Annotated in this window: 16 protein-coding genes and 1 tRNA gene; 15 read left to right on the forward strand and 2 right to left on the reverse strand. The window is 60.3% G+C overall.

Features of this window, described 5'->3' with window-relative positions; genetic code table 11:
* Positions 1-200: 200 nt before the first annotated feature.
* Entirely contained in the window at positions 201-563 is a 363-nt protein-coding gene (gene cpdR1 / locus QDY28_RS11050; protein ID WP_004117561.1) for a response regulator CpdR1, read from the forward strand.
* Positions 564-647: 84 nt separating this feature from the next.
* A tRNA-Val gene (locus tag QDY28_RS11055) sits at positions 648-722 on the forward strand.
* 142 nt (positions 723-864) lie between these two features.
* Here the strand turns inward: QDY28_RS11055 and QDY28_RS11060 are convergent.
* On the reverse strand, positions 865-1173 hold the full coding sequence (locus QDY28_RS11060) for a hypothetical protein (protein ID WP_331381719.1): 309 nt from the start codon (positions 1171-1173) through the stop codon (positions 865-867).
* A gap of 215 nt (positions 1174-1388) precedes the next feature.
* Here QDY28_RS11060 and QDY28_RS11065 point away from each other — a divergent pair, with 215 nt between their 5' ends.
* Positions 1389-1619, forward strand: a complete 231-nt coding sequence (locus tag QDY28_RS11065; RefSeq protein ID WP_331381720.1) for a hypothetical protein — start codon at positions 1389-1391, stop codon at positions 1617-1619.
* Positions 1620-1711: 92 nt separating this feature from the next.
* Positions 1712-2182 (forward strand): hypothetical protein, encoded by a 471-nt coding sequence (locus QDY28_RS11070; RefSeq protein WP_331381721.1) that lies wholly within the window; start codon positions 1712-1714, stop codon positions 2180-2182.
* A gap of 63 nt (positions 2183-2245) precedes the next feature.
* On the opposite strand, the gene QDY28_RS11075 is transcribed toward QDY28_RS11070, so the two are convergent.
* On the reverse strand, positions 2246-2482 hold the full coding sequence (locus tag QDY28_RS11075; RefSeq protein WP_331381722.1) for a hypothetical protein: 237 nt from the start codon (positions 2480-2482) through the stop codon (positions 2246-2248).
* A gap of 426 nt (positions 2483-2908) precedes the next feature.
* Between QDY28_RS11075 and QDY28_RS11080 the strand changes: the two genes are divergently transcribed.
* The 11 genes from QDY28_RS11080 to QDY28_RS11130 all read left to right on the forward strand — a co-directional run bounded on the left by QDY28_RS11080 (position 2909) and on the right by QDY28_RS11130 (position 23319).
* Complete coding sequence (locus QDY28_RS11080) at positions 2909-4006, forward strand: DUF475 domain-containing protein (RefSeq protein ID WP_331381723.1); 1098 nt, start codon at positions 2909-2911, stop codon at positions 4004-4006.
* A gap of 385 nt (positions 4007-4391) precedes the next feature.
* Positions 4392-5819: a mannose-1-phosphate guanylyltransferase/mannose-6-phosphate isomerase gene (locus tag QDY28_RS11085; protein ID WP_331381724.1), complete on the forward strand. Its 1428-nt coding sequence runs from the start codon at positions 4392-4394 to the stop codon at positions 5817-5819.
* A gap of 179 nt (positions 5820-5998) precedes the next feature.
* Entirely contained in the window at positions 5999-9319 is a 3321-nt protein-coding gene (locus QDY28_RS11090; protein ID WP_331381725.1) for a transglutaminase family protein, read from the forward strand.
* Positions 9320-9332: 13 nt separating this feature from the next.
* Positions 9333-11750, forward strand: a complete 2418-nt coding sequence (locus QDY28_RS11095) for a circularly permuted type 2 ATP-grasp protein (RefSeq protein ID WP_331381726.1) — start codon at positions 9333-9335, stop codon at positions 11748-11750.
* 4 nt (positions 11751-11754) lie between these two features.
* Positions 11755-12636, forward strand: a complete 882-nt coding sequence (locus QDY28_RS11100; protein ID WP_331381727.1) for a transglutaminase family protein — start codon at positions 11755-11757, stop codon at positions 12634-12636.
* A gap of 131 nt (positions 12637-12767) precedes the next feature.
* Positions 12768-13988, forward strand: coding sequence for a vWA domain-containing protein (locus tag QDY28_RS11105; protein ID WP_331381728.1), 1221 nt, complete (start codon positions 12768-12770; stop codon positions 13986-13988).
* Between the two features lie 299 nt (positions 13989-14287).
* Complete coding sequence (locus QDY28_RS11110) at positions 14288-16750, forward strand: glycogen/starch/alpha-glucan phosphorylase (protein WP_331381729.1); 2463 nt, start codon at positions 14288-14290, stop codon at positions 16748-16750.
* Positions 16747-18954 (forward strand): 1,4-alpha-glucan branching protein GlgB, encoded by a 2208-nt coding sequence (glgB, locus tag QDY28_RS11115; RefSeq protein ID WP_331381730.1) that lies wholly within the window; start codon positions 16747-16749, stop codon positions 18952-18954. The genes QDY28_RS11110 and glgB overlap by 4 nt, the downstream gene beginning before the upstream one ends.
* A 23-nt stretch (positions 18955-18977) precedes the next feature.
* Positions 18978-20240 carry a glucose-1-phosphate adenylyltransferase gene (gene glgC / locus QDY28_RS11120; protein ID WP_331381731.1) on the forward strand — a complete coding sequence of 421 codons (1263 nt, stop codon included), beginning with the start codon at positions 18978-18980 and terminating at the stop codon, positions 20238-20240.
* 3 nt (positions 20241-20243) lie between these two features.
* Positions 20244-21686 carry a glycogen synthase GlgA gene (gene glgA / locus QDY28_RS11125; RefSeq protein ID WP_331381732.1) on the forward strand — a complete coding sequence of 481 codons (1443 nt, stop codon included), beginning with the start codon at positions 20244-20246 and terminating at the stop codon, positions 21684-21686.
* A 4-nt stretch (positions 21687-21690) separates the two neighbouring features.
* Positions 21691-23319 carry an alpha-D-glucose phosphate-specific phosphoglucomutase gene (locus QDY28_RS11130; RefSeq protein WP_331381733.1) on the forward strand — a complete coding sequence of 543 codons (1629 nt, stop codon included), beginning with the start codon at positions 21691-21693 and terminating at the stop codon, positions 23317-23319.
* Positions 23320-23499: the final 180 nt, after the last annotated feature.

A 23499-nucleotide genomic window follows, 5' to 3' on the forward strand; every position in this document is an offset into this window, starting at 1 on the left:
GCCTTATACAAAGGGCCGCAACGGAAATGCCCGAAAGCACGATCCCGAGATAGGCCATGCGGTCTTCGGGTGCGTTCGTGCTGCAACGGACGAACAGAACGGCTTTGTCCTTAACGATCATTCACCGCTTGTTTACGGCCAACGACTAAGTTGGACGCTGGACAAGTCCAACACGACAAAAGTTGATTAGCGAACAGATGATGACCCAGAAGATACTCCTTGCCGAAGATGACAACGACATGCGTCGCTTCCTTGTGAAGGCGCTCGAAAAGGCCGGCTACAAGGTCTTGTCCTTTGACAATGGAGCAAGCGCCTATGACCGGCTGCGCGAGGAGCCCTTTTCGCTCCTGCTCACCGACATCGTCATGCCGGAGATGGATGGCATCGAACTGGCGCGCCGCGCCACCGAACTCGATCCCGACCTGAAGGTGATGTTCATCACTGGCTTCGCCGCCGTAGCGCTGAACCCCGATTCGAAAGCGCCGAAGGATGCCAAGGTGCTTTCCAAGCCTTTCCACCTGCGCGAGCTGGTCGATGAGGTCAACAAACTCCTTGCCGCCTAAGGCTTCCGGCGGCAACGTCATAAAACCGAAAAAAAGCCTATTGACGGCCACCAAGGTTTTGTGATCTATGCGCCGCCATCGGATGGGCGTGTAGCTCAGCGGGAGAGCACTACGTTGACATCGTAGGGGTCACAAGTTCGATCCTTGTCACGCCCACCATCCAGTTTCGGAAAAAGGCCTTTCGAGAAATCGAGAGGCCTTTTCTCATAATTGGCTTGCCGAGTCGCTCCATTCCCAGACGAGAAAAGCGCCTTCCCCAGCTAGGAAAAGGCGCTCCGGATGCAGAGATGACGGTCGGCCTTCAGCGATCCAGGAAATGCTGGAATACGGCCGACGTCGGATAGGCGTAGGCGCCGCGGTCGACAAAGCTGTGCCGATACAGACACGCTCTCAATGCCAGGATGTACATGCTGCTGTTGGGATCGGGTGATCCCCGATACCAGGAATACGCCTCGGGTTCGCAGTAGTGCAGAGCCCTGTCGTATCTCGCTAACAGCACGGGATCGCTATCGGCGCGAATACCCTGGTATGACTGGTAGTTTGAGGGCGCTTCGCCTGCAGAGACGCAAGCGAGGCTTAGGAGAGCCCCTAACGCTAACATCATTCTCATTGCTTTGACCTCTCGCTCATGGCGTGTCGATTTTCGAACGCACGAGTTGAGGATAATGGTCTTTTCGCCGATATCCAATCACATGCTGCTGTCCAGCGCTTGAACGCCGCACGGGGTGGGCGGGTTAGCCCAACTTCTGCTACATGCCGCTTGACTTCCGGTCGCGCTGTCACACTACTGTCATGCTAAAGCATTGATCGTACGGGAGGACGAGAATGGCGATCGTGAAGAAGCAGTTCTATAAAAATCATAAGCCCAATGGCGACGAATATATGTTTCACCTCGCCCGGGACACCGACAGCGGCGAAGTCTTCGTCATCCGCCAATCCGACTACCTCGTCGACGGCGGCAGCGAAAAGAAGATGACGCTTTACGAGTTCCTGGCCGGCGGCGGCAACCGGCAGAATGCGCTGCTGGAGCTGATCGGCACACTCGTACCGGGGTGACGGGCGCTTGGCCGGACCGCGCATTGGCGCTCCGGGATTGACTGCCACATTTCCATCGGCGAACCTGCGAAGGCTTTGAAAGGACTCCATTCATGCGATTCGCAGGCCTTGCTATTGGATTGACAGTGATGACCGTTGCGGCTAGTGCCGCCGCGCAGAATTTTCCGGCACCGGGTGCGGTGGTGGTCAGCGGCACATGCTCCAAGCTGGTCGTCGGCAAGCTGGACGCTTCGAAAGGCTGCAAGGCTGAGATCGCCAGCGTGACAGGGCCGGATGGCTCCGTGACGTTCATCTTTTCGTCCGGCGGCAAGATGCTCGGTTTCCAGGGCAACGGCCGCGGAATCAAGCCCGGCGCCAAGAAGGGTACCGCGCAATTGCCGATCGAGGTCATCTCCACGGGCGCGGGCAACAAGATGACTGGTCAGGTCGAGGCCAAGGGCACCTGCACCTTCGCCAATCCTTATGCGGGTAAACCGGCCGCCATCGAATGCTCGGCAAAATCGACGGAATTGAGCTTCACCGGCAGTTTCCTGTCGAATGGCAAACCGCCCCGCGGCAAATAGGCAAGCTCCTGCGCCCGAGACCATTGGGCCTCTGGCCTTCGAAAAACGTCCGGCTTTCAGCTTCTATTTCGAGCGGCCTTTGTTTTTCCCGCCGTGATTGGCATCGCCGGGTGCTTCCCGCGACAGGTCCGCGCCGCTGACATGAGCCGGCACATGAACATCTTCATGGGTCGCCGGCTGCAGCGTCAGATCGACATTATGCGGCGGCAATACCTGTGCCTGACGCAGGACGTTCGAACGCGTCCGTTTCTGACCGGGTTTCTGTTCTTTTGGTCTATGATGAATAGGATGGGGGCTCATGAGAGGTCCTCCTTGTCCGCTGCTCTCTATCCGACAATCAAATCCGCTCTGGGATCTGCCTTGCAACGGACATCGCCCTGCCCGCGTGGAGGCCAAACGCGTCTCTTTCCGGTTTGGTTCCGGAAATTCCTATCCTGGTGATGACGGCGGCATCGAACCAGCGCGGCTCTTGACGGGCGCCGCAATTTCACTAACTAATGGTGGCATCTCCGCGCCTTCTGACATCGGCTGCGGATTGAACTTTGGTGCCGGGCCCCTCTGGCGAGAGTTTTAACGGCGCTCTCGCGATGTCGGTACCGCCTGCAGATGAGCCGGCGGATTTCTTTTCATGAATACCCTGACCATGCCTCGCACGCATGCCGTCTCTGGCATGCGGCTATGCCTCGAGTCCGAATACATTTTCTCCGCTTTTGAGAAGGTGCGTTCATGACGTCCTCCTCCTCCAAATCAATGCTCGGCTATTTCGGCTGGGCTTTCATCGTGACCATCGGCGGCCTCATCCTTGGGGGACTGCTCGGCTGGAACATGAGCGGCACCTTCGGCGGCTTGGCGACGGCCTTTTTCATCTGCCTGGTGCTGGCCGTATTGGAGATATCGCTTTCGTTCGACAACGCCATCGTCAATGCCAACAAGCTGAAAGAGATGACGCCCGTCTGGCAGCATCGCTTTCTGACCTGGGGCATCATCATTGCCGTTTTCGGCATGCGCATCGTCTTTCCGCTGGCGATCGTCGCAATTGCCGCCCACATCAACCCCTGGGAAGCGCTGAAGCTCGCTGCCGCCGAGCCGGAGCAGTATGCCGCGATCATGCACGACGCACATCTGCCCATTGCCGCTTTCGGCGGCACCTTCCTGATGATGGTCGGCCTCACCTATTTCTTCGATCGCGAGAAGGATGTGCATTGGATCGCCTTCGTCGAGAAGGCGATGGCGCATTTCGCCACCGTCAAGGGCATCGAGATCGCCTTCGTGCTGATCATCGTTCTGGTCTTCACTTCCCTTCTCGATGGTGAGGATGCGACGACATTCCTCTATGCCTCCGTCTACGGTCTCCTGACCTTTCTTCTGGTGGAGGTTCTGAGCGGTTTTCTGGATGCTTCTCAAAAGACGATGAGCGCGGCGGCCAGGGGCGGCCTCGGAGCCTTCCTTTATCTGGAAATTCTCGATGCCAGCTTCTCCTTCGACGGCGTCATCGGCGCTTTCGCCCTTACTCAGAACCTCTTCATCATCGCCATCGGTCTCGGCATCGGTGCCATGTATGTTCGCTCGATGACGATCATGCTGGTGGAAAAAGGCACGCTCGCCCACTATCGCTACCTGGAACACGGGGCCTTCTACGCCATCCTGATTCTTTCGGTGATCATGTATGTCCAAACGCTCATGCATATTCCCGAGGTCATTACCGGTCTCGGCGGCGCGGCTTTGATCGGCATCTCGCTCGTGTCGTCGATCCGCTATAACAAACGCAACGGTGCGGGGCATGATCCGGCCGATGAAGAGCCGCGCGACAGGGCGGAAGCCTGACGAATGATCGAAGCATGTCGCGCAAAACTGCGTCGCAGGTTTGCGACAACGACATGCGAAAGCCAAGGACCCGAAGCGCAAGGGGCGAATCCCAGAGATCGCCCTGCGCTTTTGGGCGTTGCCGCGCCCGAAATGGCGGCAGCGCCTACGTCTTTCGGTGAAAATCCCCGCAACACGGACTTGGTCTCTCGACCGAAGCATGACTGTGTCTATTAGAATTTCCCAACTAAGATCGGCGAATGTTCGCAATCTCTGGCATTTCGCACTGGTGTTTTTCTAAAAAATATCGCAATGGCGAAGTCCAGTTGTTCAAAGGACGAACGCGGCGATCGCATATGTTGCAGATGTTCGCGTTCTTGAATGGGTGTGTAAAAGAGAGGCAGATATGGCAGCCAAAATCGTCCCAGTGATCATGGCCGGAGGCAAGGGAACACGGTTGTGGCCGCTGTCGCGCGCTTCCGCGCCGAAGCAGTTCATCCAGTTCATCGGCGACAAGACGCTCTTTCAGAGCACGCTGACGCGCGTCTCCGATCCCGAGCTATACGAAGCCCCGATCGTACTCACCAACGAAGAATTCCGCTTCCTCGTTGCCGAACAGGCGCGTGAGCTTGGTCTAAAGCTGACTGCCGTGCTGCTGGAGCCGGTTGCCCGCAATACCGCCGCCGCCGTTGCCGCCGCCGCCACGCTCGTCGCTGAGCTCTTCGGCAAGGACGCGACGATGCACGTCCTTGGATCCGACTACGAGATCGACGCCAACGCCACCTATTTCGATTGCGTTCGCATCGCCCGCGATACCGCACTGGAAGGCAAGCTCGTAACCTTCGGCATTGCGCCGACCGAACCGGCGACTGGCTACGGCTATATCGAGAGCGGCAAGGAACTGTCGACCGGCGCGCATGCCGTCCAGCGTTTCGTCGAAAAGCCCGCCCTGGAAAAGGCGGAGGCGATGGTCGCCAGCGGCGGGTTCTACTGGAACTCCGGCATGTTCATGTTCTCCGCCGGCCAGCTTCTCGCGGAAATGAATGAATACGCACCCGAAGTCGAAAAGGCCGCCGCCAAGGCCGTTTCGAAGTCGACGCGAGACCTTGATTTCACCCGCCTCGACACCGACTCCTTCGTCAAGAGCCCCGATATCTCCATCGACTACGCATTGATGGAAAAGACCGAAAATGCCGCGGTTGTCCCATCGCCCTTCACCTGGTCGGATCTCGGAAGCTGGGATTCGGTCTGGAAGGTCGGCAAGCGCGACGAAAACGGCAACGTGGCTGCCGGTGATGCGACGCTGGTCAACACCAAGAATTCGCTTGTCATGACGCATGGCGTCCATCTCGCCGTGCAGGGAATGGAAGACGTCGCCGTCATCGCCAGCGAAGATGCCGTCTATGTCGGTCATCTCAAGGACAGCCAGGAGGTCGGCAAGCTGGTCAAGCTGCTGGCGAGTGAAAAGAAGACCGCCAAGCTCACCGAGACGCATCCGACCTCCTATCGTCCTTGGGGCGGCTACACGTCCGTGCTGAACGGCGAGCGCTTCCAGGTGAAGCGCATCTTCGTGCTTCCCGGCAAGAAGCTGTCGCTGCAGAAGCATCACCATCGCTCCGAGCATTGGATCGTCGTCAAGGGCACGGCTGAAGTCACGGTCGGCGAACACGTGCAGATGTTGCGCGAAAACGAGTCTGTTTATATCCCGCTCGGCGAAGTGCACCGCCTTTCCAACCCCGGCAAGATCCTGCTGGAGCTCATCGAAGTGCAGACGGGCTCCTACCTCGGCGAAGACGACATCATTCGCCTGGTCGATGAATTCGGCAGAAGCTGAGATCTTCGACGGGATCGATTTCAGAGCGGTGGGCGAAAGCCCGCCGCTTTTACTTTGCCACCCTATGGAATGGCTCTTGATAGAGCGCCGAGACGCCTTGCTTTCTTCCGCTGCATTGCACACACTGCCGGGGGAACAGCAAATGCCGCACAACGATGCGAGCTAGGCAAAGAGAAAATATGGCGATCAAGGCAAGCATTTATCATCTCACCCATTACACATACGACAATCCGGTCCGCCTCGGCCCCCAAATCATTCGCCTGAAACCCGCTCCACATTCCAAGACGCGCGTCCTCAGCCACTCGCTGAAGGTGACGCCATCCAATCATTTCGTGAATCTGCAGCAGGACCCCTACGGCAACTACCTCGCCCGATTCGTCTTTCCCGATCCGGTGACCGAGTTGAAGATCGAGGTCGATCTCGTTGCCGACATGACGGTCTACAATCCCTTCGACTTCTTCGTCGAAGAGGAAGCCACCAAATGGCCCTTTGACTATCCCGAGACCATCCGTGAGGACCTTTCCATCTATATAAAGCCGGAAGAACCCGGCCCCAGGCTGAAAGCCTTCCTCGCCACGCTCGACCGCTCCGAGCAGCCGACCGTCGACATGATCGTCGGCCTTAATACGCGTCTGCAGAAAGAGATCGGCTACGTCATCCGCATGGAAACCGGCGTGCAGACGCCCGAAGAGACGTTGGAAAAGGCCAAGGGTTCCTGCCGCGACACGAGCTGGCTGCTGGTCCAGATTCTCCGCCATCTCGGCCTCGCCGCCCGTTTCGTCTCCGGCTACCTTATCCAGCTCACGCCGGATCTGAAGGCGCTGGACGGCCCTTCCGGCACGGAATACGACTTTACCGATCTGCATGCCTGGGCGGAGGTCTATCTCCCCGGCGCCGGCTGGGTCGGCCTCGACCCAACCTCGGGCCTGTTGACCGGCGAAAGCCATATCCCGCTCGCCGCCACACCACATTTCCGCAACGCAGCGCCGATTTCCGGCGGCTATTTCGGCGAGGCCAAGACCAAATTCGACTTCGACATGAAGGTCGCCCGCGTCGCCGAGCATCCACGCATTACCAAGCCCTTCTCCGACGAAAGCTGGGAGGCGCTGAACGCGCTCGGGGAAAAGGTGGACACCATCCTCAAGCAGGACGACGTGCGCCTGACCATGGGCGGAGAGCCGACCTTCGTTTCGATCGATGACCTCCAGTCCGATGAATGGAACACTGCGGCCGTCGGCCCGACCAAGCGCGAAAAGGCCGATACGCTGATCCGCCGCCTGCGCGAACGCTTCGCACCCAACGGCTTCCTGCATTACGGCCAGGGCAAATGGTATCCCGGCGAAAGCCTGCCACGCTGGACCTTCTCCCTCTATTGGCGCCGCGACGGTCTGCCGATCTGGTCGAACCCGGACCTCATCGCCAACGAGGGCCGCAACTACAGCGTCAACGAGGACGATGCCGGCCGTCTGCTGACGGCCATCGCCGGCGAACTCGACATCGAACCGGACTATGTGGCGCCCGCCTTCGAAGATCCGGCCGAATGGCTGGTCAAGGAAGCGAACCTGCCGGACAATGTCGACCCTTCCAACTCGAAGCTGAAGGATCCGGAGGAACGCTCGCGCATGGCCCGCGTCTTCGAACGCGGACTGACGCGCCCCACGGGCTATATCCTGCCCGTACAGGCCTGGAATGCGCGCGCCAGCGGCAGCCGCTGGGTCAGCGAGAAGTGGCGCACGCGCCGCGGCCGCATCTTCCTCGTGCCCGGCGACAGCCCGGTCGGCTATCGCCTGCCCCTGAATTCGCTCGGCTGGATACCGCCATCTCAATACCCCTACATCAATCCGCTCGACCCCACGATCGCGCGCGAGGCACTGCCGAACTACAGTGAGGACAAGGGCCGGCCGCTGCAGGCCGCTCACTTCCAGCCCTTCGCCGGCCAGCAGCCGACCGTGCCGCAATCGATCGATGAGATCGGCGGCTATGTGCGCACCGCCATCAGCGTCGAGCCACGCGACGGTCGCCTTTGCATCTTCATGCCGCCGACGGTCAGCGTCGAAGATTACCTCGATCTGGTCGCCTCCGCCGAGCGCGCTGCCGCAGCCCTGAACCTGCCTGTTCATATCGAAGGTTATCCGCCGCCGCAGGACGAGCGCATCAACGTCATCCGCGTCGCTCCGGATCCCGGCGTCATCGAGGTGAACATCCATCCGGCGTCGAGCTGGAAGGAAGCCGTCGATATCACTACCGCGATCTACGAGGAGGCGCGGGCCAGCCGGCTTGGCACCGACAAATTCATGATCGACGGCCGCCACACCGGCACCGGCGGCGGCAACCACGTTGTCGTCGGCGGCCGCAACACCATGGACAGCCCCTTCCTGCGCCGTCCCGACCTGTTGAAGAGCCTGGTGCTGCACTGGCAGCGCCATCCCTCGCTCTCCTATCTTTTCTCCGGCATGTTCATCGGGCCGACCAGCCAGGCGCCGCGCATTGACGAAGCCCGTCACGACAGCCTCTACGAACTGGAAATCGCGTTGGCGCAGGTGCCGGCGCCCGGCCGCGGCATCCCGCCGCTGCCCTGGCTCGTCGACCGCCTGTTCCGCAACCTTCTGACCGATGTGACCGGCAATACCCACCGCTCGGAAATCTGCATCGACAAGCTGTTCTCACCGGATGGCCCGACGGGACGCCTTGGCCTCGTCGAATTCCGCGGCTTCGAAATGCCGCCGAATGCCCGCATGAGCCTTGCCCAGCAATTGCTGGTCCGCGCCCTCATTGCCCGCTTCTGGCGCAATCCGATCGATGGGAGGTTCGTGCGCTGGGGCACGGCGCTGCACGACCGGTTCATGCTGCCGCATCACATCTGGCAGGATTTCCTCGATGTGCTCGCGGATCTGCAGGAAAACGGCTTCGATCTTCGCCCGGAATGGTTCCAGGCGCAGCTCGAATTCCGATTCCCCTTCTGCGGCGAAGTCGAATACGAAGGCAGCAAGCTGGAACTGCGCCAAGCTCTGGAGCCTTGGCATGTCATGGGCGAAGAAGGCGCAATCGGCGGCACCGTCCGTTATGTCGATTCATCGGTGGAGCGGCTGCAGGTACGGTTCGAAACCAATAATCCATCGCGCTACAAGGTTACCTGCAACGGCCGCGCCGTGCCGCTGGCGCCGACGGGCATGTCAGGCGTTTCCGTTGCCGGCGTCCGTTACAAGGCCTGGCATCCGGCTTCGGGCCTGCATCCCGTTCTGCCGATCGACACGCCGCTGACCTTCGATATTTATGATACATGGTCGAAGCGTTCGATCGGCGGCTGCATCTACCATGTTGCCCATCCGGGCGGCCGCAACTATGACACCTTCCCTGTCAACGGCAATGAGGCCGAAGCGCGGCGCCTGGCGCGATTCGAACCTTGGGGACATACGGCAGGCGGCTATAATCTGCGCACGGAATCGGTGTCGGGAGAATTTCCGTTGACGCTCGATCTCAGGCGCCCGATCGGAGTTTGAAACAGGCATACGCATGGGCAAGACACCAGCGACGGAACGGCGGGACGAGGTAAGGGCTGGCATCGGCAACGATCCGGCATTTGCCTATTCCGCTTTGCCCGGCATCGCCGACGAGATGGTCGACAATACCGGTGCGGTTCGGCCGGTCTGGCAAAATCTGCTCGCCGCACTCAGCCGCATGCCGGAAAAGGAGCTCCTGGAGCGTTTCGCGCGAGCCGATCGCTATCTGCGCGACGCCGGTGTTTTCTATCGCGCCTATGGAGCGACGGGCGTCAGCGAACGCAACTGGCCGATCTCGCATATTCCCGTTCTGATCGACGAGCGCGAATGGCAGACGCTGTCGGCCGGCTTGCAGCAGCGCGCCGACCTGCTCGAAGAGGTCATCGCCGATATCTACGGCGACAACAGGCTGATCAACGAAGGCTTGCTGCCGCCGGCGCTGATTGCCGCCAATCCGGAATTCCTGCGGCCGCTCGCCGGCGTCAAACCGGCAAACGGACACTATCTCCACTTCCTCGCCTTCGAGATCGGCCGTGGTCCGGACGGCAATTGGTGGGTGCTGGCCGACCGCGCCCAGGCACCATCGGGCGCCGGTTTCGCGCTGGAAACCCGCGTCGCCACCACGCGCGCTTTCTCTGATATCTATGCCGAGACCAAAGTACATCGCCTCGCATCCTTCTTCGGCGCCTTTCGCGATGCCTTGCAGGGCGTAAAACGCGGCGCTGCCGACCGCATCGCCGTCCTGACGCCGGGGCCGGCCAACGAGACCTATTACGAACACGCCTATATCGCCCGCTACCTCGGCTTCATGCTGCTCGAAGGCGAGGACATCACAGTCGTCAACGATCAACTGATGGTGCGCACCGTCGCGGGCCTCAGGCCGATCAGCGTGCTCTGGCGCCGCCTCGATGCATCCTATGCGGACCCTCTGGAGCTCAACCAGCAATCCCATATCGGCACGCCCGGCATGGTCGAGGCGCTGAGGGCACAGACGGTCACGATCGTCAACGCGCTCGGTTCGGGCATTCTCGAAACCCGCGCGCTTCTCGCTTTCATGCCCACCATCTGCCGACATCTGCGGGGCGAGGATCTGAAGCTGCCATCGATCGCCACCTGGTGGTGCGGACAGAAGGCCGAGCGTGAGCATGTGGCCGCCCATATCGAAAAAATGGTGATCGGCCCGGCCTATTCCTGCATGCCCTTCTTCGACGACAATGGTCAGTCGGTGCTGGGTTCGACGCTGCGCACCACCGCCAAGGAATCGATTGCCGACTGGCTGACAAGAGACGGAAACAAGCTGGTCGGCCAAGAGGTCGTCACGCTTTCGACCACTCCCGCCTGGGTAAACGGCAAGCTGCTGCCGCGGCCGATGAGCTTGCGCGTCTTTGCCGCCCGCACCGAAAAAGGCTGGCAGATCATGCCGGGCGGCTTTGCCCGCATCGGCAGCGGCGACGATGTTGCCGCCATAGCCATGCAGGCCGGCGGTTCGGCAGCCGATGTCTGGATCGTCTCCGACAAGCCGGTGGAGCGCCACACGCTATTGCCGACCGAGGAGACCTTCACCCGCAACATGCCCGGCAGCCTGCCTAGCCGCGCCGCCGACAACCTTTTTTGGCTCGGGCGCTATATCGAGCGCGCCGAAGGGGCGTTGCGCATCCTGCGAGCCTGGCATGGGCGTTTTGCGGAAGCTGCCGATCCCACCCAGCCGCTGCTCGCCGACGTCAGCGCCTATCTCGCAGCCATCGATATCGACACCAGGGAAGCCGTGCCGGAAAGTCTGCTGCGCAATATCGACAGCGCCGTCTATTCCGCGAGCAACATTCGCGACCGCTTTTCGCCGGACGGCTGGCTGGCGCTGAACGACCTCGCCAAGACCGCCCGCCGCTTCAAGGAAAGGGTCAAATCCGGTGACGACGCCAGCCACGCCATGACGATTCTTCTGCGTAAGCTCGCGGGCTTTGCGGGTCTTGTGCATGAAAACATGTATCGTTTCACCGGCTGGCGCTTCCTGTCGCTCGGCCGCTATATCGAACGCGGATTGCATATGACGCGCCTGCTTGGTCACATGTCCGGCCCGGAAGCGCCCGATGGCGCGCTCGACATGCTGCTCGAAATCGGCGACAGCGTCATGACCCATCGCCGTCGCTACAACGTCAATACTGCCCGCCTGACGGTGACCGATCTTTTGGCGCTCGATCCGCTCAACCCGCGCTCGATTCTCTTCCAGATGAACGAGATCCACCGGGAAGTGGAGCAATTGCCGAACGCCTTCGTCAACGGCCAGATGTCGCCCTTCTATCGCGAAGCCATGCGGCTGCATTCGGGCCTGGCCGTCATGACGCCGGAGACGATGAACGACGAGGTCTATAAGCGGCTGGAACGCGAGCTGGAGCGCCTCTCCGATCTCCTCGCCCAGACCTATCTCGGATGATGTGATGCTCTACGACCTGTCGCTGCACATGGGCTATATCTACGACGTGCCGGCGAGCGGCGCCCGTCATATCGTGCGCGTGCTGCCGCTGTCGCTCACCAACCGCCAGCGCCTGATTGCCGGCTCGCTGAAGGTCACCCCCCATCCGGACGAACAGTCGAACTTCACCGACTTTTTCCAGCATCCCGCAACCTCGATCCTGGTGCGCAATCCGCATGAAAAGCTTGACATTCGCATGCAGGCCCGGGTCCAGGTGGAGAGCCAGCCGGTTTCCGCCGACTTTTCACCCGTGCTTGCCAAACTGCCGGATGAGTTAAGCGACTGCTGGTCGATCGAGCCCTCCGCGCCGCATCATTTCATCGGCACCAGCCCGCGCCTGCCGGAGCCGCCGGAGATCGCCGACTACGCCCGGCAATGGGCAGCGACCGGTCTGACGGTCATGCAGATCGCCCACGCCGTCTGCGCGCAGATCCACAAGGACTTCGTCTACGATCCCAAGGCGACGACGGTCGACACCACGCCGAAGGAGGCATTCCGCCTGAAACGCGGCGTCTGTCAGGATTTTGCGCATGTGATGATCCTCGCATTGCGCAGCCTCGGTATTCCGGCAGGTTATGTCAGCGGCTTCCTGCGCACCATTCCGCCGCCCGGAAGGGAACGGCTGGAAGGAGCCGATGCCATGCATGCCTGGGTGCGCATCTGGTGCGGTGAAACGGCGGGCTGGATCGAACTCGATCCGACCAACAATATCGCCGCCGGAACCGACCACATCGTCGTCGCCTACGGCCGCGACTATTCCGATGTGGCCCCTGTCATCGGCGTGCTGAAGAGCTATGGAAGCCAGAAGACGGTCCAAGCCGTCGATGTTATCCCGTTAAAGCAGTAATTTCCAATACAACTTTAAATTATGAATATTCGCGTCATTCGCTAAAAATCGAATGATCATCTCAACGGCCCACTCAGAGTTTTCGCGGATAGTCACGTTCATCTGGGGCTTATATATTTTGGGCGGACGTGATGATCACTTGTTCGAGCAAATTCCGTGTCATTCAACACCTGTTGCGTGATCGCGCAGGCAATTTCGGCATATTAACCGCGCTCGCCATTCCCGTGGTGGCCGCGGCTGCAGGCGTTGCGGTCGATGTTTCCAATATGGCGGTTTCCGACAGCCAATTGCAGGAAGCAACCGATGCCGCGGCCCTTGCCACGGCAACGGCGCTTGCCAATGGCAGCGCGACGACTTCCAACGCTCAGCAATTGGCCACCGACTTCGTGACCGGGCAAATGTCGAACTATCTTGCCGGCGATACGAGTGCCATCAGCGCGTTGAAGGCCGGCACCACGGCAACGGTGACGAAAACGACCGATTCTTCGGGCAATGCCAGCTATTCCGTCGTCGTGAACGCATCCTACGCAATGCAGGTGAACGGCATGACCCGCATGCTCGGCCTCACCACGATGAACGTCGGCGCATCGAGCACCTCGGTCAGCGGCAACGACACATCCGCGCAAGCTCAAAAGAGCCCGCTGTCCATGTATTTTGTTCTCGACCGTTCCGGCTCGATGGATGAGGCAACGGATACGGTCAATGCCGAGCAGCCGACCACGACGACCCCCTGCGGTAACAACAACAAAAAAACCTGCACAGTCACCAATTACTATACGAAGATCCAATCGCTGAAGATCGCCACCGCGAACCTGGCGGCGCAACTGAACACCGCTGACCCGAACAGCATGTATGTTCGCACTGGCGCCGACTCCTATAATTCCAACGCCCAGACGCCGACGGCGCTGGCCTGGGGCACCAGCGGCGTCACCAGCTACGTCAACAACTTGACGGCAAGCGGCACGACGAACTCGGCGCCCGCGTTCACGGCTGCGGTGACCGCTCTCACGATGGCATCGACAACGCCGGGGCTTACGAACGAACAGTTGCAGCATAAGAATAAGAATGGCCAAACAAACCCGGCCACATACATCGTCTTCATGACCGACGGCGACAACAACGTGGCAAGCGCCGATACGAACACCAAAGCTCAGTGCGACATCGCACGCAACGCCGGCATCCACGTCTATACAATCGCCTTCATGGCACCTGCAAACGGCCAAGCTCTGCTGAAGTATTGCGCGACGTCAGCCGCCGACTACTTCACACCTCAAAACGCCTCAGACTTATTCAAGGCATTTTCGTCGATCGCTACGCAGGCGCAGAAGAAAATGACGCTCCTGACCAAATAACAACCGGAGCGCGACCTGTCGAAAACTACGAACAGATCGTAAAAAACGAAAGCCGCCCCAGAATAATTGGATGCGGCTTTCGCTCGTTAACTAATCGGCTGATAAAAGCCGGAAAAACAATTGGAATCAAGTCTTTTTAGCGCTTTGAGGGGGTTTGCCCGGTATTTTCGCGTCTGCCTAATTCACTTGTTGCAACGCCTTTACATCGGTGCATAAACTGCTAGGTAAAGGCGATGGCAAATTGATTTAATCAGGCGTAACGCCCTGAATATAAATCACAAATGGCGAGACTTGATAGTATGAATAACTTGACCAAGGCCAATCTCCCCGTTCCGGCCCCCCGCAGTTCCCGCCCCGAAATCCTTGCGGAAGAAATCATCGAGCGCCTGACCTATCGCATCGGCAAAGATGCGAAAGTGGCCAAGCCGCACGATTGGCTGACGGCGACCATCCTTGTCATTCGAGACCGCGTCATCGACAAATGGATGGAATCGACCCGCAAGGCGTACGAGACCGGTGCCAAGCGCGTCTACTATCTCTCGCTCGAATTCCTCATCGGCCGCCTGATGCGTGATGCCGTATCGAATCTCGGCCTTATCGAGGAGATCACCAATGCGCTCTCCTCGCTCGGCGTCGACATCCGCGTCATCGCCGGCCTCGAGCCCGACGCAGCGCTCGGCAATGGCGGCCTTGGCCGTCTCGCCGCCTGTTTCATGGAATCGATGGCAACGGTTGACGTGCCGGCCTACGGCTACGGCATCCGTTATGTCCACGGCCTGTTCCGCCAGCAGATGGCCGATGGCTGGCAGGTGGAACTGCCGGAAACCTGGCTTGCCCACGGCAACCCTTGGGAATTCGAACGGCAGGAAAGCGCCTATGAAATCGGTTTCGGCGGCGCCGTCGAATTCGTCAGCGGCCATGACGACCAGCCGCGCTATGTCTGGAAGCCGGCCGAGCGCGTCATTGCCGCTGCCTTCGACACGCCCGTCGTCGGCTGGCGCGCCAAGCGCGTCAATACGCTGCGCCTCTGGTCGGCGCAGCCGATCGACCCGATCCTGCTCGACGCCTTCAATGCCGGCGACCATATCGGCGCGCTGCGCGAAAGCAACAAGGCCGAAAGCCTGACCCGCGTTCTTTATCCGGCCGATGCGACGCCCGCCGGCCAGGAACTGCGCCTGCGTCAGGAGTTCTTCTTCTCGTCGGCCTCGCTGCAGGACATCCTGCGCCGTCATCTGCAGCAGTATGACGATCTCACCAATCTTGCCGACAAGGTTGCGATCCAACTGAACGACACCCATCCGGCTGTCTCCGTTGCCGAAATGATGCGCCTTCTGGTGGATGTTCACGGTCTCGACTTCGACGCCGCCTGGGACATCACGCGCAACACCTTCGGCTACACCAACCACACGCTTCTCCCCGAAGCGCTGGAAAGCTGGCCCGTGCCGTTGTTCGAACGGCTGCTGCCCCGCCACATGCAGATCGTCTATGCGATCAATGCCAAGATCCTGGTCGAAGCCCGCAAGGCCCGCAATTTCAGCGACGCTGAAATCCGCTCCATCTCGCTGATCGATGAAAACGGCGATCGCCGCCTGCGCATGGGCAATCTCGCCTTCGTCGGCTCTCACTCGATCAATGGCGTCTCGGCGCTCCATACCGATCTGATGAAGGTCACCGTCTTCGCTGACCTTCACAAGCTTTATCCCGACCGCATCAACAATAAGACCAACGGCATCACGCCGCGCCGCTGGCTGATGCAGTGCAATCCCGGCCTGACCGGTCTCATTCGCGAAACCATCGGCGATGCGTTTCTCGACGATGCGGAGAAGCTGAAGCCGCTCGACCAATTCGCCCGCGACAGCGCCTTCCAGGAAAAGTTCGCCGCCGTCAAACGCTCCAACAAGGTGCAGCTTTCCAACTTGGTCGCCAGCCGCATGGGCATCAAGCTCGATCCCGATGCGATGTTCGACATCCAGATCAAGCGTATCCATGAATACAAGCGCCAGCTTCTGAACATCATCGAAGCCATCGCGCTTTACGATCAGATCCGCTCGCACCCGGAACTCGACTGGCAGCCGCGCGTAAAACTGTTCGCCGGCAAGGCGGCGCCGAGCTATCACAACGCCAAGCTTATCATCAAGCTGATCAACGACGTCGCCCGCGTCATCAATCACGACCCGTCGGTGCGCGGCCTGCTGAAGGTCGTCTTCGTTCCGAACTACAATGTTTCGCTGGCCGAAGTCATGGTTCCGGCCGCCGACCTCTCCGAGCAGATTTCGACTGCCGGCATGGAGGCATCCGGCACCGGCAACATGAAATTCGGCCTCAATGGCGCCCTCACCATCGGCACGCTGGACGGCGCCAATGTCGAAATGCGGGACAATGTCGGTGAAGACAACATCGTCATCTTCGGTCTGAAGGCCGACGAGGTCGCCAATCTGCGCAGCGACGGCCACGACCCACGCGCCGTCATCGAACGTTCGCGCGAATTGGCGCAGGCGCTTTCGGCCATCGCCTCGGGCGTCTTCTCTCCAGACGACCGGGGCCGTTATGCCAGCCTGATCGACGGCATTTACGCTCATGACTGGTTCATGGTCGCGGCCGATTTCGACGCTTATGCCGCCGCCCAGCGCGAGGTCGATGCCCTCTGGGCCAAGCCCTCCGAGTGGTATGCGAAAACAATCAACAACACTGCTCGGATGGGCTGGTTCTCCTCCGATCGGACGATCCGTCAATATGCCAAGGAAATCTGGAGAGCCGGATGAAAAAGCCGAAAAGACCCGCTGACGGCATCGCCTTGAGGGACATTTCGGCAGACGAGATTGCTGCAATTCTCGCAGGCACACATTCCGATCCATTCGCCGTTCTCGGCGTACATCGCACGGACGACGGGTTCATCGCCCGCTGCTTCATTCTCGGCGCAGAAGCCGTCACCGCCACCGCGCTGGACGGCTCCGTCATCGGTGAACTGGATTGTCTCGATCCAGCCGGGTTCTTTTCCGGAAATATCACGGTCACCAAACAACAGCCGGTGCGCTACCGCGCCCGGCGCGGCGATGCCGAATGGGCGGTGACCGATCCCTACAGCTTCGGCCCGGTCCTCGGCCCGATGGACGACTATTTCGTCCGCGAGGGCACGCATCTGCGTCTGTTCGATAAGATGGGCGCACACCCATTGAAGCATGAGGGCGTGCAGGGCTTTCACTTCGCCGTATGGGCGCCGAATGCCCAGCGCGTGTCAGTGGTCGGCGACTTCAACGGTTGGGACGGCCGGCGGCATGTCATGCGCTTTCGCTCGGACTCCGGCATCTGGGAAATTTTCGCGCCGGACGTTCCGGCCGGCGTCGCCTATAAGTTCGAAATCCGCGGCCATGATGGCGTGCTTTTGCCGCTGAAGGCCGATCCCTTCGCCCGGCGCAGCGAACTGCGGCCGAAAACCGCCTCGGTCACCGCCAACGAAATGGACCAGGTCTGGGAAGACGCGGCGCACCTCGACCATTGGGCCAGCGTCGATAAGCGCCGGCAGCCGATTTCGATCTACGAAGTGCATGCCAGCTCCTGGCAGCGCCGCGACGATGGCTCGATGCTCTCCTGGGACGAGCTTGCCTCGCGCCTTATTCCCTATTGCGCCGATATGGGCTTCACCCATATCGAATTCCTGCCGATCACCGAGCACCCCTACGATCCGTCCTGGGGCTATCAGACCACCGGGCTTTATGCGCCGACCGCCCGCTTCGGCGAACCGGAAGGCTTTGCCCGCTTCGTAAACGGCTGTCACAAGGTCGGCATCGGCGTCATCCTCGATTGGGTGCCAGCCCATTTCCCGACCGACGAACACGGCCTGGGATGGTTCGACGGCACCGCGCTTTACGAGCACGAAGATCCGCGCAAGGGCTTTCATCCAGACTGGAATACGGCGATCTACAATTTCGGCCGCACCGAAGTTCTCGCCTACCTGCAGAACAACGCACTTTATTGGGCCGAGAAGTTTCATCTCGACGGCCTGCGCGTCGATGCCGTCGCCTCGATGCTTTATCTCGACTATTCCCGCAAGCACGGCGAATGGATCCCGAACGAATATGGCGGCAACGAGAATCTCGAGGCGGTCCGCTTCCTGCAGTCGATGAATACCAGGCTCTATGGATCGCACCCGGGCGTGATGACGATCGCCGAGGAATCGACCTCCTGGCCGAAAGTCTCGCAGCCGGTCCACGAAGGCGGTCTCGGCTTCGGCTTCAAGTGGAATATGGGCTTCATGCACGATACGCTGAGCTATCTTGCCCGCGAGCCAGTGCACCGCAAATATCACCACAACGAGCTGACATTCGGCCTGATCTACGCTTTTTCCGAAAATTTCGTTCTGCCGCTCTCCCATGACGAAGTCGTGCACGGAAAAGGTTCGCTGATCGCTAAAATGGGGGGCGATGACTGGCAGAAGTTCGCCAACCTGCGCGCCTACTACGCTTTCATGTGGGGCTATCCGGGCAAGAAGCTGTTGTTCATGGGCCAGGAATTCGCGCAATGGAGCGAGTGGAGCGAAGCCCGTGCGCTGGACTGGAATCTCCTGCAATATCGCATGCATGAGGGCATGCGGCGCCTCGTGCGTGATCTCAACTTCACCTATCGCAGCAAACCGGCATTGCATGCCCGGGACTGCGAAGGCGAAGGTTTCGAGTGGCTGATCGTCGATGACTTCGAGAATTCGGTCTTTGCCTGGCTGCGCAAGGCGCCCGGCGAGAAGCCGGTTGCGGTCATCACCAATTTCACGCCGGTTTACCGTGAGAATTACACCTTGCGCCTGCCAGCAGAGGGGCGGTGGCGCGAGATACTGAATACCGATGCCGACATTTACGGCGGCAGCGGCAAGGGCAATGGCGGGCGCGTGCAGGCCGTCAGTGCGGGCGGGGGCATACAAGCGACGATAACGCTACCTCCCCTGGCGACGATCATGCTTGAGCCGGAATTCTGACATCACAGACAGGGAGGACTGAAATGGTAGAAAAACGTATCCAGCCACTGGCCCGCGACGCCATGGCTTACGTTCTTGCCGGTGGCCGAGGCAGCCGCCTGAAAGAGCTGACCGACCGCCGCGCCAAACCTGCCGTCTATTTCGGCGGTAAGGCTCGCATCATCGATTTCGCGCTCTCCAACGCGTTGAACTCCGGTATCCGCCGCATTGGCGTCGCCACGCAATACAAGGCGCACTCCCTCATTCGCCACCTGCAACGCGGCTGGAACTTCCTGCGACCGGAGCGTAATGAAAGCTTCGACATTCTGCCGGCCAGCCAGCGCGTTTCCGAAACGCAATGGTACGAAGGCACGGCCGACGCCGTCTACCAGAACATCGACATCATCGAGCCCTACGGTCCGGAATACATGGTCATCCTCGCCGGCGACCATATCTACAAGATGGACTATGAATGGATGCTGCAGCAGCACGTCGATTCCGGCGCCGACGTCACTATCGGCTGCCTCGAAGTGCCGCGCATGGAGGCCGTCGGCTTCGGCGTCATGCATGTTGACGAGAAGGACCGGATCATCGATTTCGTCGAGAAGCCAGCCGATCCGCCGGGTATTCCGGGCAACCCCGATTTCGCGCTGGCGTCGATGGGCATCTACGTCTTCCACACGAAATTCCTGATCGAATGCCTGCGCCGCGATGCGGCCGACCCGAATTCCAGCCGCGATTTCGGCAAGGACATCATTCCCTACATCGTCAAGAACGGCAAAGCCGTCGCCCACCGCTTCACGCAATCCTGCGTTCGCTCCGATTTCGAGCGCGAAGCCTATTGGCGCGATGTCGGTACCGTCGACGCCTATTGGCAGGCCAACATCGACCTCACCGCCGTGGTGCCGGAACTTGACATCTACGATAAGTCCTGGCCGATCTGGACCTATGCCGAGATCACTCCGCCGGCCAAGTTCGTCCACGACGACGAGGACCGCCGCGGTTCGGCCGTCTCTTCCGTCGTCGCCGGCGACTGCATCATTTCGGGTGCCAGCCTGTCGAACAGCCTGCTGTTTACCGGCGTGCGTGCCAATTCCTACTCCAAGCTGGAAGGGGCCGTGGTGCTGCCAAGCGTCAAGATCGGCCGCCGCGCCCAGCTAAAGAATGTCGTCATCGACCATGGCGTCACCATTCCGGAAGGCCTGGTGGTCGGCGAGGATCCCGAGCTGGACGGCAAACGCTTCCGACGGACGGAAAGTGGTATCTGCCTGATCACCCAGACGATGATCGACAAGCTGGATATCTGACATATGAAAGTTCTTTCGGTTTCGTCCGAAGTCTTCCCTTTGATTAAGACAGGGGGCTTGGCCGATGTGGCCGGCGCCCTGCCCATCGCCCTCAAGCCCTATGGTGTCGACACGAAAACCCTGATCCCGGGTTATCCCGCGGTCATGAAGGCCATTCGCAATCCGGTGGCCTGTCTCGAGTTTTCCGATCTGCTTGGCGAGAAAGCCACTGTCTTCGAAGCCGAGCAGGACGGGATTTCCCTCCTCGTGCTCGACGCGCCGGCCTACTACAACCGCAGCGGCGGTCCCTATGTCGACGCCACCGGCAAGGACTATCCCGACAACTGGCAGCGTTTCGCCGCCCTGTCGCTCGCCGGCGCGGAAATTGCCGCCGGCCTGCTGCCCGGCTGGCGGCCAGATCTGGTGCATGTGCATGACTGGCAATCGGCCATGGTGCCGGTCTACATGCGTTATTATCCGACGCCGGAACTGCCGAGCGTACTCACCGTTCACAACATCGCCTTCCAGGGCCAATTCGGCTCCGATATCTTTCCCGGGCTGCGCCTGCCTCCGCACGCCTTTTCGATCGAAGGTGTCGAGTATTACGGCGATGTCGGCTTCCTGAAAGGCGGGCTTCAGACCGCCCATGCGCTTACCACAGTCAGCCCTTCCTATGCGGAGGAAATCCTGACGCCGGAATTCGGCATGGGTCTGGAAGGCGTCATCGCCAGCCGCGCGGACAGCCTGCACGGAATTGTGAACGGTATCGACGATGGCATTTGGAATCCCGAAACCGATCCGATGATTGCGCAGACCTATGGAACCGCGACGCTGAAAGATCGCGCCGCGAACCGCAAACTCGTGGTCGAGCATTTTGGTCTGGACGACGATGACGGCCCGATTTTCTGCGTCGTCAGCCGTCTGACCTGGCAGAAGGGCATGGACCTGCTTGCCCGCATTTCCAGCGATATCGTCCGCATGGGCGGCAAGCTCGCCATCCTCGGGGCTGGCGACGCCGCCCTCGAAGGCGCGCTTTTTTCCGCCGCCGGCCGCCATCGCGGCCGCGTCGGTGTTTCCGCCGGCTATAACGAACCGATGTCGCATCTGATGCAGGCCGGTTGCGACGCCATCATCATTCCATCCCGCTTCGAACCCTGTGGCCTCACGCAGCTTTATGGCTTACGCTATGGCTGCTTGCCGATCGTTGCGCGTACGGGTGGCCTCAACGACACCATCATAGATGCCAACCACGCCGCGCTGCAGGCAAAAGTCGCGACCGGCATTCAGTTTTCGCCCATCACTGCCGAAGGGCTGCTGCAAGCCGTACGCCGCGCCATGCACCTTTTCCAGGATCGAAAGGTCTGGACGCAGATGCAAAAGCAGGGCATGAAATCCGACGTATCCTGGGGCAAGAGCGCAGAACGCTATGCAGCCCTCTACTCCAGCCTTGTCTCGAGAGGCGCTTAATCAAATGATTAAAACCATTCCCACCAAACCCTATGCGGATCAGAAGCCTGGCACGTCCGGCCTCCGGAAGAAAGTTCCCGTATTTCAGCAGCCGAACTACGCCGAGAACTTCATCCAGTCGATTTTCGATTCGCTTGAAGGCTATCAGGGCAAGTGCCTGGTTATCGGCGGCGATGGCCGCTTCTACAATCGCGAAGTCATCCAGAAGGCTATCAAAATGGCCGCCGCCAATGGCTTCGGCAAAGTGATGGTCGGCAAGGGCGGCATTCTCTCCACGCCCGCCGCCTCGAATATCATCCGCAAATACAAGGCGTTCGGCGGTATCGTGCTGTCGGCGAGCCACAATCCCGGCGGCCCGACCGAGGATTTCGGCATCAAGTACAATATCGGCAATGGCGGCCCCGCGCCGGAAAAGATCACCGATGCGATCTATGAGCGCACCAAGGTCATCGAAAGCTATAAGATCGCCGATTTCGCCGACATCAATCTCGATCGCATCGGCCGCGAAGACGTTGGCGGCATGATCGTCTCGGTCATCGACCCGGTCGAAGACTATGCCGCTCTGATGGAAGAGCTGTTCGATTTCGGGGCCATCCGCAACCTCGTCAGCCTCGGCTTCCGCCTCTGCTTCGACGCAATGAGCGCCGTGACCGGCCCCTATGCCAAGGAAATCTTTGAAATCCGTCTCGGCGCGCCGGGCGGTTCGGTCCGCAATTTCCTGCCGCTGCCGGATTTCGGCGGCCATCACCCCGATCCGAATCTCGTCTACTGCAAAGAACTCTACGACGAGATGATGGGCGACGATGCACCCGATTTCGGCGCGGCATCCGATGGCGACGGCGACCGCAACCTGATTATCGGTAAGGGCATCTACGTCACGCCGTCGGACAGCCTGGCGATCCTGGCCGCCAATGCCAATCTGGCGCCCGGCTATTCGCACGGCATTGCCGGCATCGCCCGCTCCATGCCGACCAGCGGTGCCGCCGACCGCGTTGCAGAAAAGCGCGGCATCGGCATTTACGAGACACCGACCGGCTGGAAATTCTTCGGCAATCTGCTCGACGCCGGCATGGCCACGATCTGCGGCGAGGAAAGCTCCGGCACGGGTTCCAACCACGTCCGCGAAAAGGACGGCCTCTGGGCCGTGCTGCTCTGGCTCAACATCCTCGCAGTGCGCGGCGAAAGCGTCATCGATATCGTCACCCAGCATTGGGCGACCTACGGCCGCAACTATTATTCGCGCCATGACTACGAAGGCGTCGATACCGATGCCGCCAATGGCCTAATCGACGCTCTGCGCGAAAAGCTGCCGACCCTGCCGGGCACGAAGTTCGGCGATCTCACCGTTTCCGCCGCCGACGACTTTGCCTATCACGATCCGGTCGACAAATCGGTCAGCCAGCATCAGGGCATTCGCATCCTGTTCGAAGGCGGCTCCCGCGTCGTATTCCGCCTGTCCGGCACCGGCACGACGGGAGCGACGCTCCGCGTCTATATCGAGCGCTACGAGCCGGATTCGACCCGCCATAACATCGAGACACAGGAAGCGCTCGCTGACCTCATCGCTGCCGCGCAGGATATCGCCGATATCAAGGGCCGCACCGGCCGCGATGCGCCGACAGTGATTACCTGATTGCCGCCAGGCGCCTTCGCCCCGCGATGCGGGGGAGAAGGTGGCCAGGAGCTGCCCAAACGAAGTTTGGCGGCGACTGGTCGGATGAGGGGCCTTCTCGAAATTTACCGCGACTGCGCAATTGCCGGACGCGCCGCCCCTCACCCTAGCCCTCTCCCCGCGTGCGGGGAGAGGGGACGA

This window comes from Rhizobium sp. BR 362, from assembly GCF_036528765.1.
GTDB lineage: Bacteria > Pseudomonadota > Alphaproteobacteria > Rhizobiales > Rhizobiaceae > Rhizobium.

Bases quoted from the DNA above. Each gene is read 5' to 3' on its own strand.
- cpdR1 (WP_004117561.1), top strand. From the start codon at position 201: ATGACCCAGAAGATACTCCTTGCCGAAGATGACAACGACATGCGTCGC.
- QDY28_RS11060 (WP_331381719.1), bottom strand. From the start codon at position 1,173: ATGAGAATGATGTTAGCGTTAGGGGCTCTCCTAAGCCTCGCTTGCGTC.
- QDY28_RS11065 (WP_331381720.1), top strand. From the start codon at position 1,389: ATGGCGATCGTGAAGAAGCAGTTCTATAAAAATCATAAGCCCAATGGC.
- QDY28_RS11070 (WP_331381721.1), top strand. From the start codon at position 1,712: ATGCGATTCGCAGGCCTTGCTATTGGATTGACAGTGATGACCGTTGCG.
- QDY28_RS11075 (WP_331381722.1), bottom strand. From the start codon at position 2,482: ATGAGCCCCCATCCTATTCATCATAGACCAAAAGAACAGAAACCCGGT.
- QDY28_RS11080 (WP_331381723.1), top strand. From the start codon at position 2,909: ATGACGTCCTCCTCCTCCAAATCAATGCTCGGCTATTTCGGCTGGGCT.
- QDY28_RS11085 (WP_331381724.1), top strand. From the start codon at position 4,392: ATGGCAGCCAAAATCGTCCCAGTGATCATGGCCGGAGGCAAGGGAACA.
- QDY28_RS11090 (WP_331381725.1), top strand. From the start codon at position 5,999: ATGGCGATCAAGGCAAGCATTTATCATCTCACCCATTACACATACGAC.
- QDY28_RS11095 (WP_331381726.1), top strand. From the start codon at position 9,333: ATGGGCAAGACACCAGCGACGGAACGGCGGGACGAGGTAAGGGCTGGC.
- QDY28_RS11100 (WP_331381727.1), top strand. From the start codon at position 11,755: ATGCTCTACGACCTGTCGCTGCACATGGGCTATATCTACGACGTGCCG.
- QDY28_RS11105 (WP_331381728.1), top strand. From the start codon at position 12,768: ATGATCACTTGTTCGAGCAAATTCCGTGTCATTCAACACCTGTTGCGT.
- QDY28_RS11110 (WP_331381729.1), top strand. From the start codon at position 14,288: ATGAATAACTTGACCAAGGCCAATCTCCCCGTTCCGGCCCCCCGCAGT.
- glgB (WP_331381730.1), top strand. From the start codon at position 16,747: ATGAAAAAGCCGAAAAGACCCGCTGACGGCATCGCCTTGAGGGACATT.
- glgC (WP_331381731.1), top strand. From the start codon at position 18,978: ATGGTAGAAAAACGTATCCAGCCACTGGCCCGCGACGCCATGGCTTAC.
- glgA (WP_331381732.1), top strand. From the start codon at position 20,244: ATGAAAGTTCTTTCGGTTTCGTCCGAAGTCTTCCCTTTGATTAAGACA.
- QDY28_RS11130 (WP_331381733.1), top strand. From the start codon at position 21,691: ATGATTAAAACCATTCCCACCAAACCCTATGCGGATCAGAAGCCTGGC.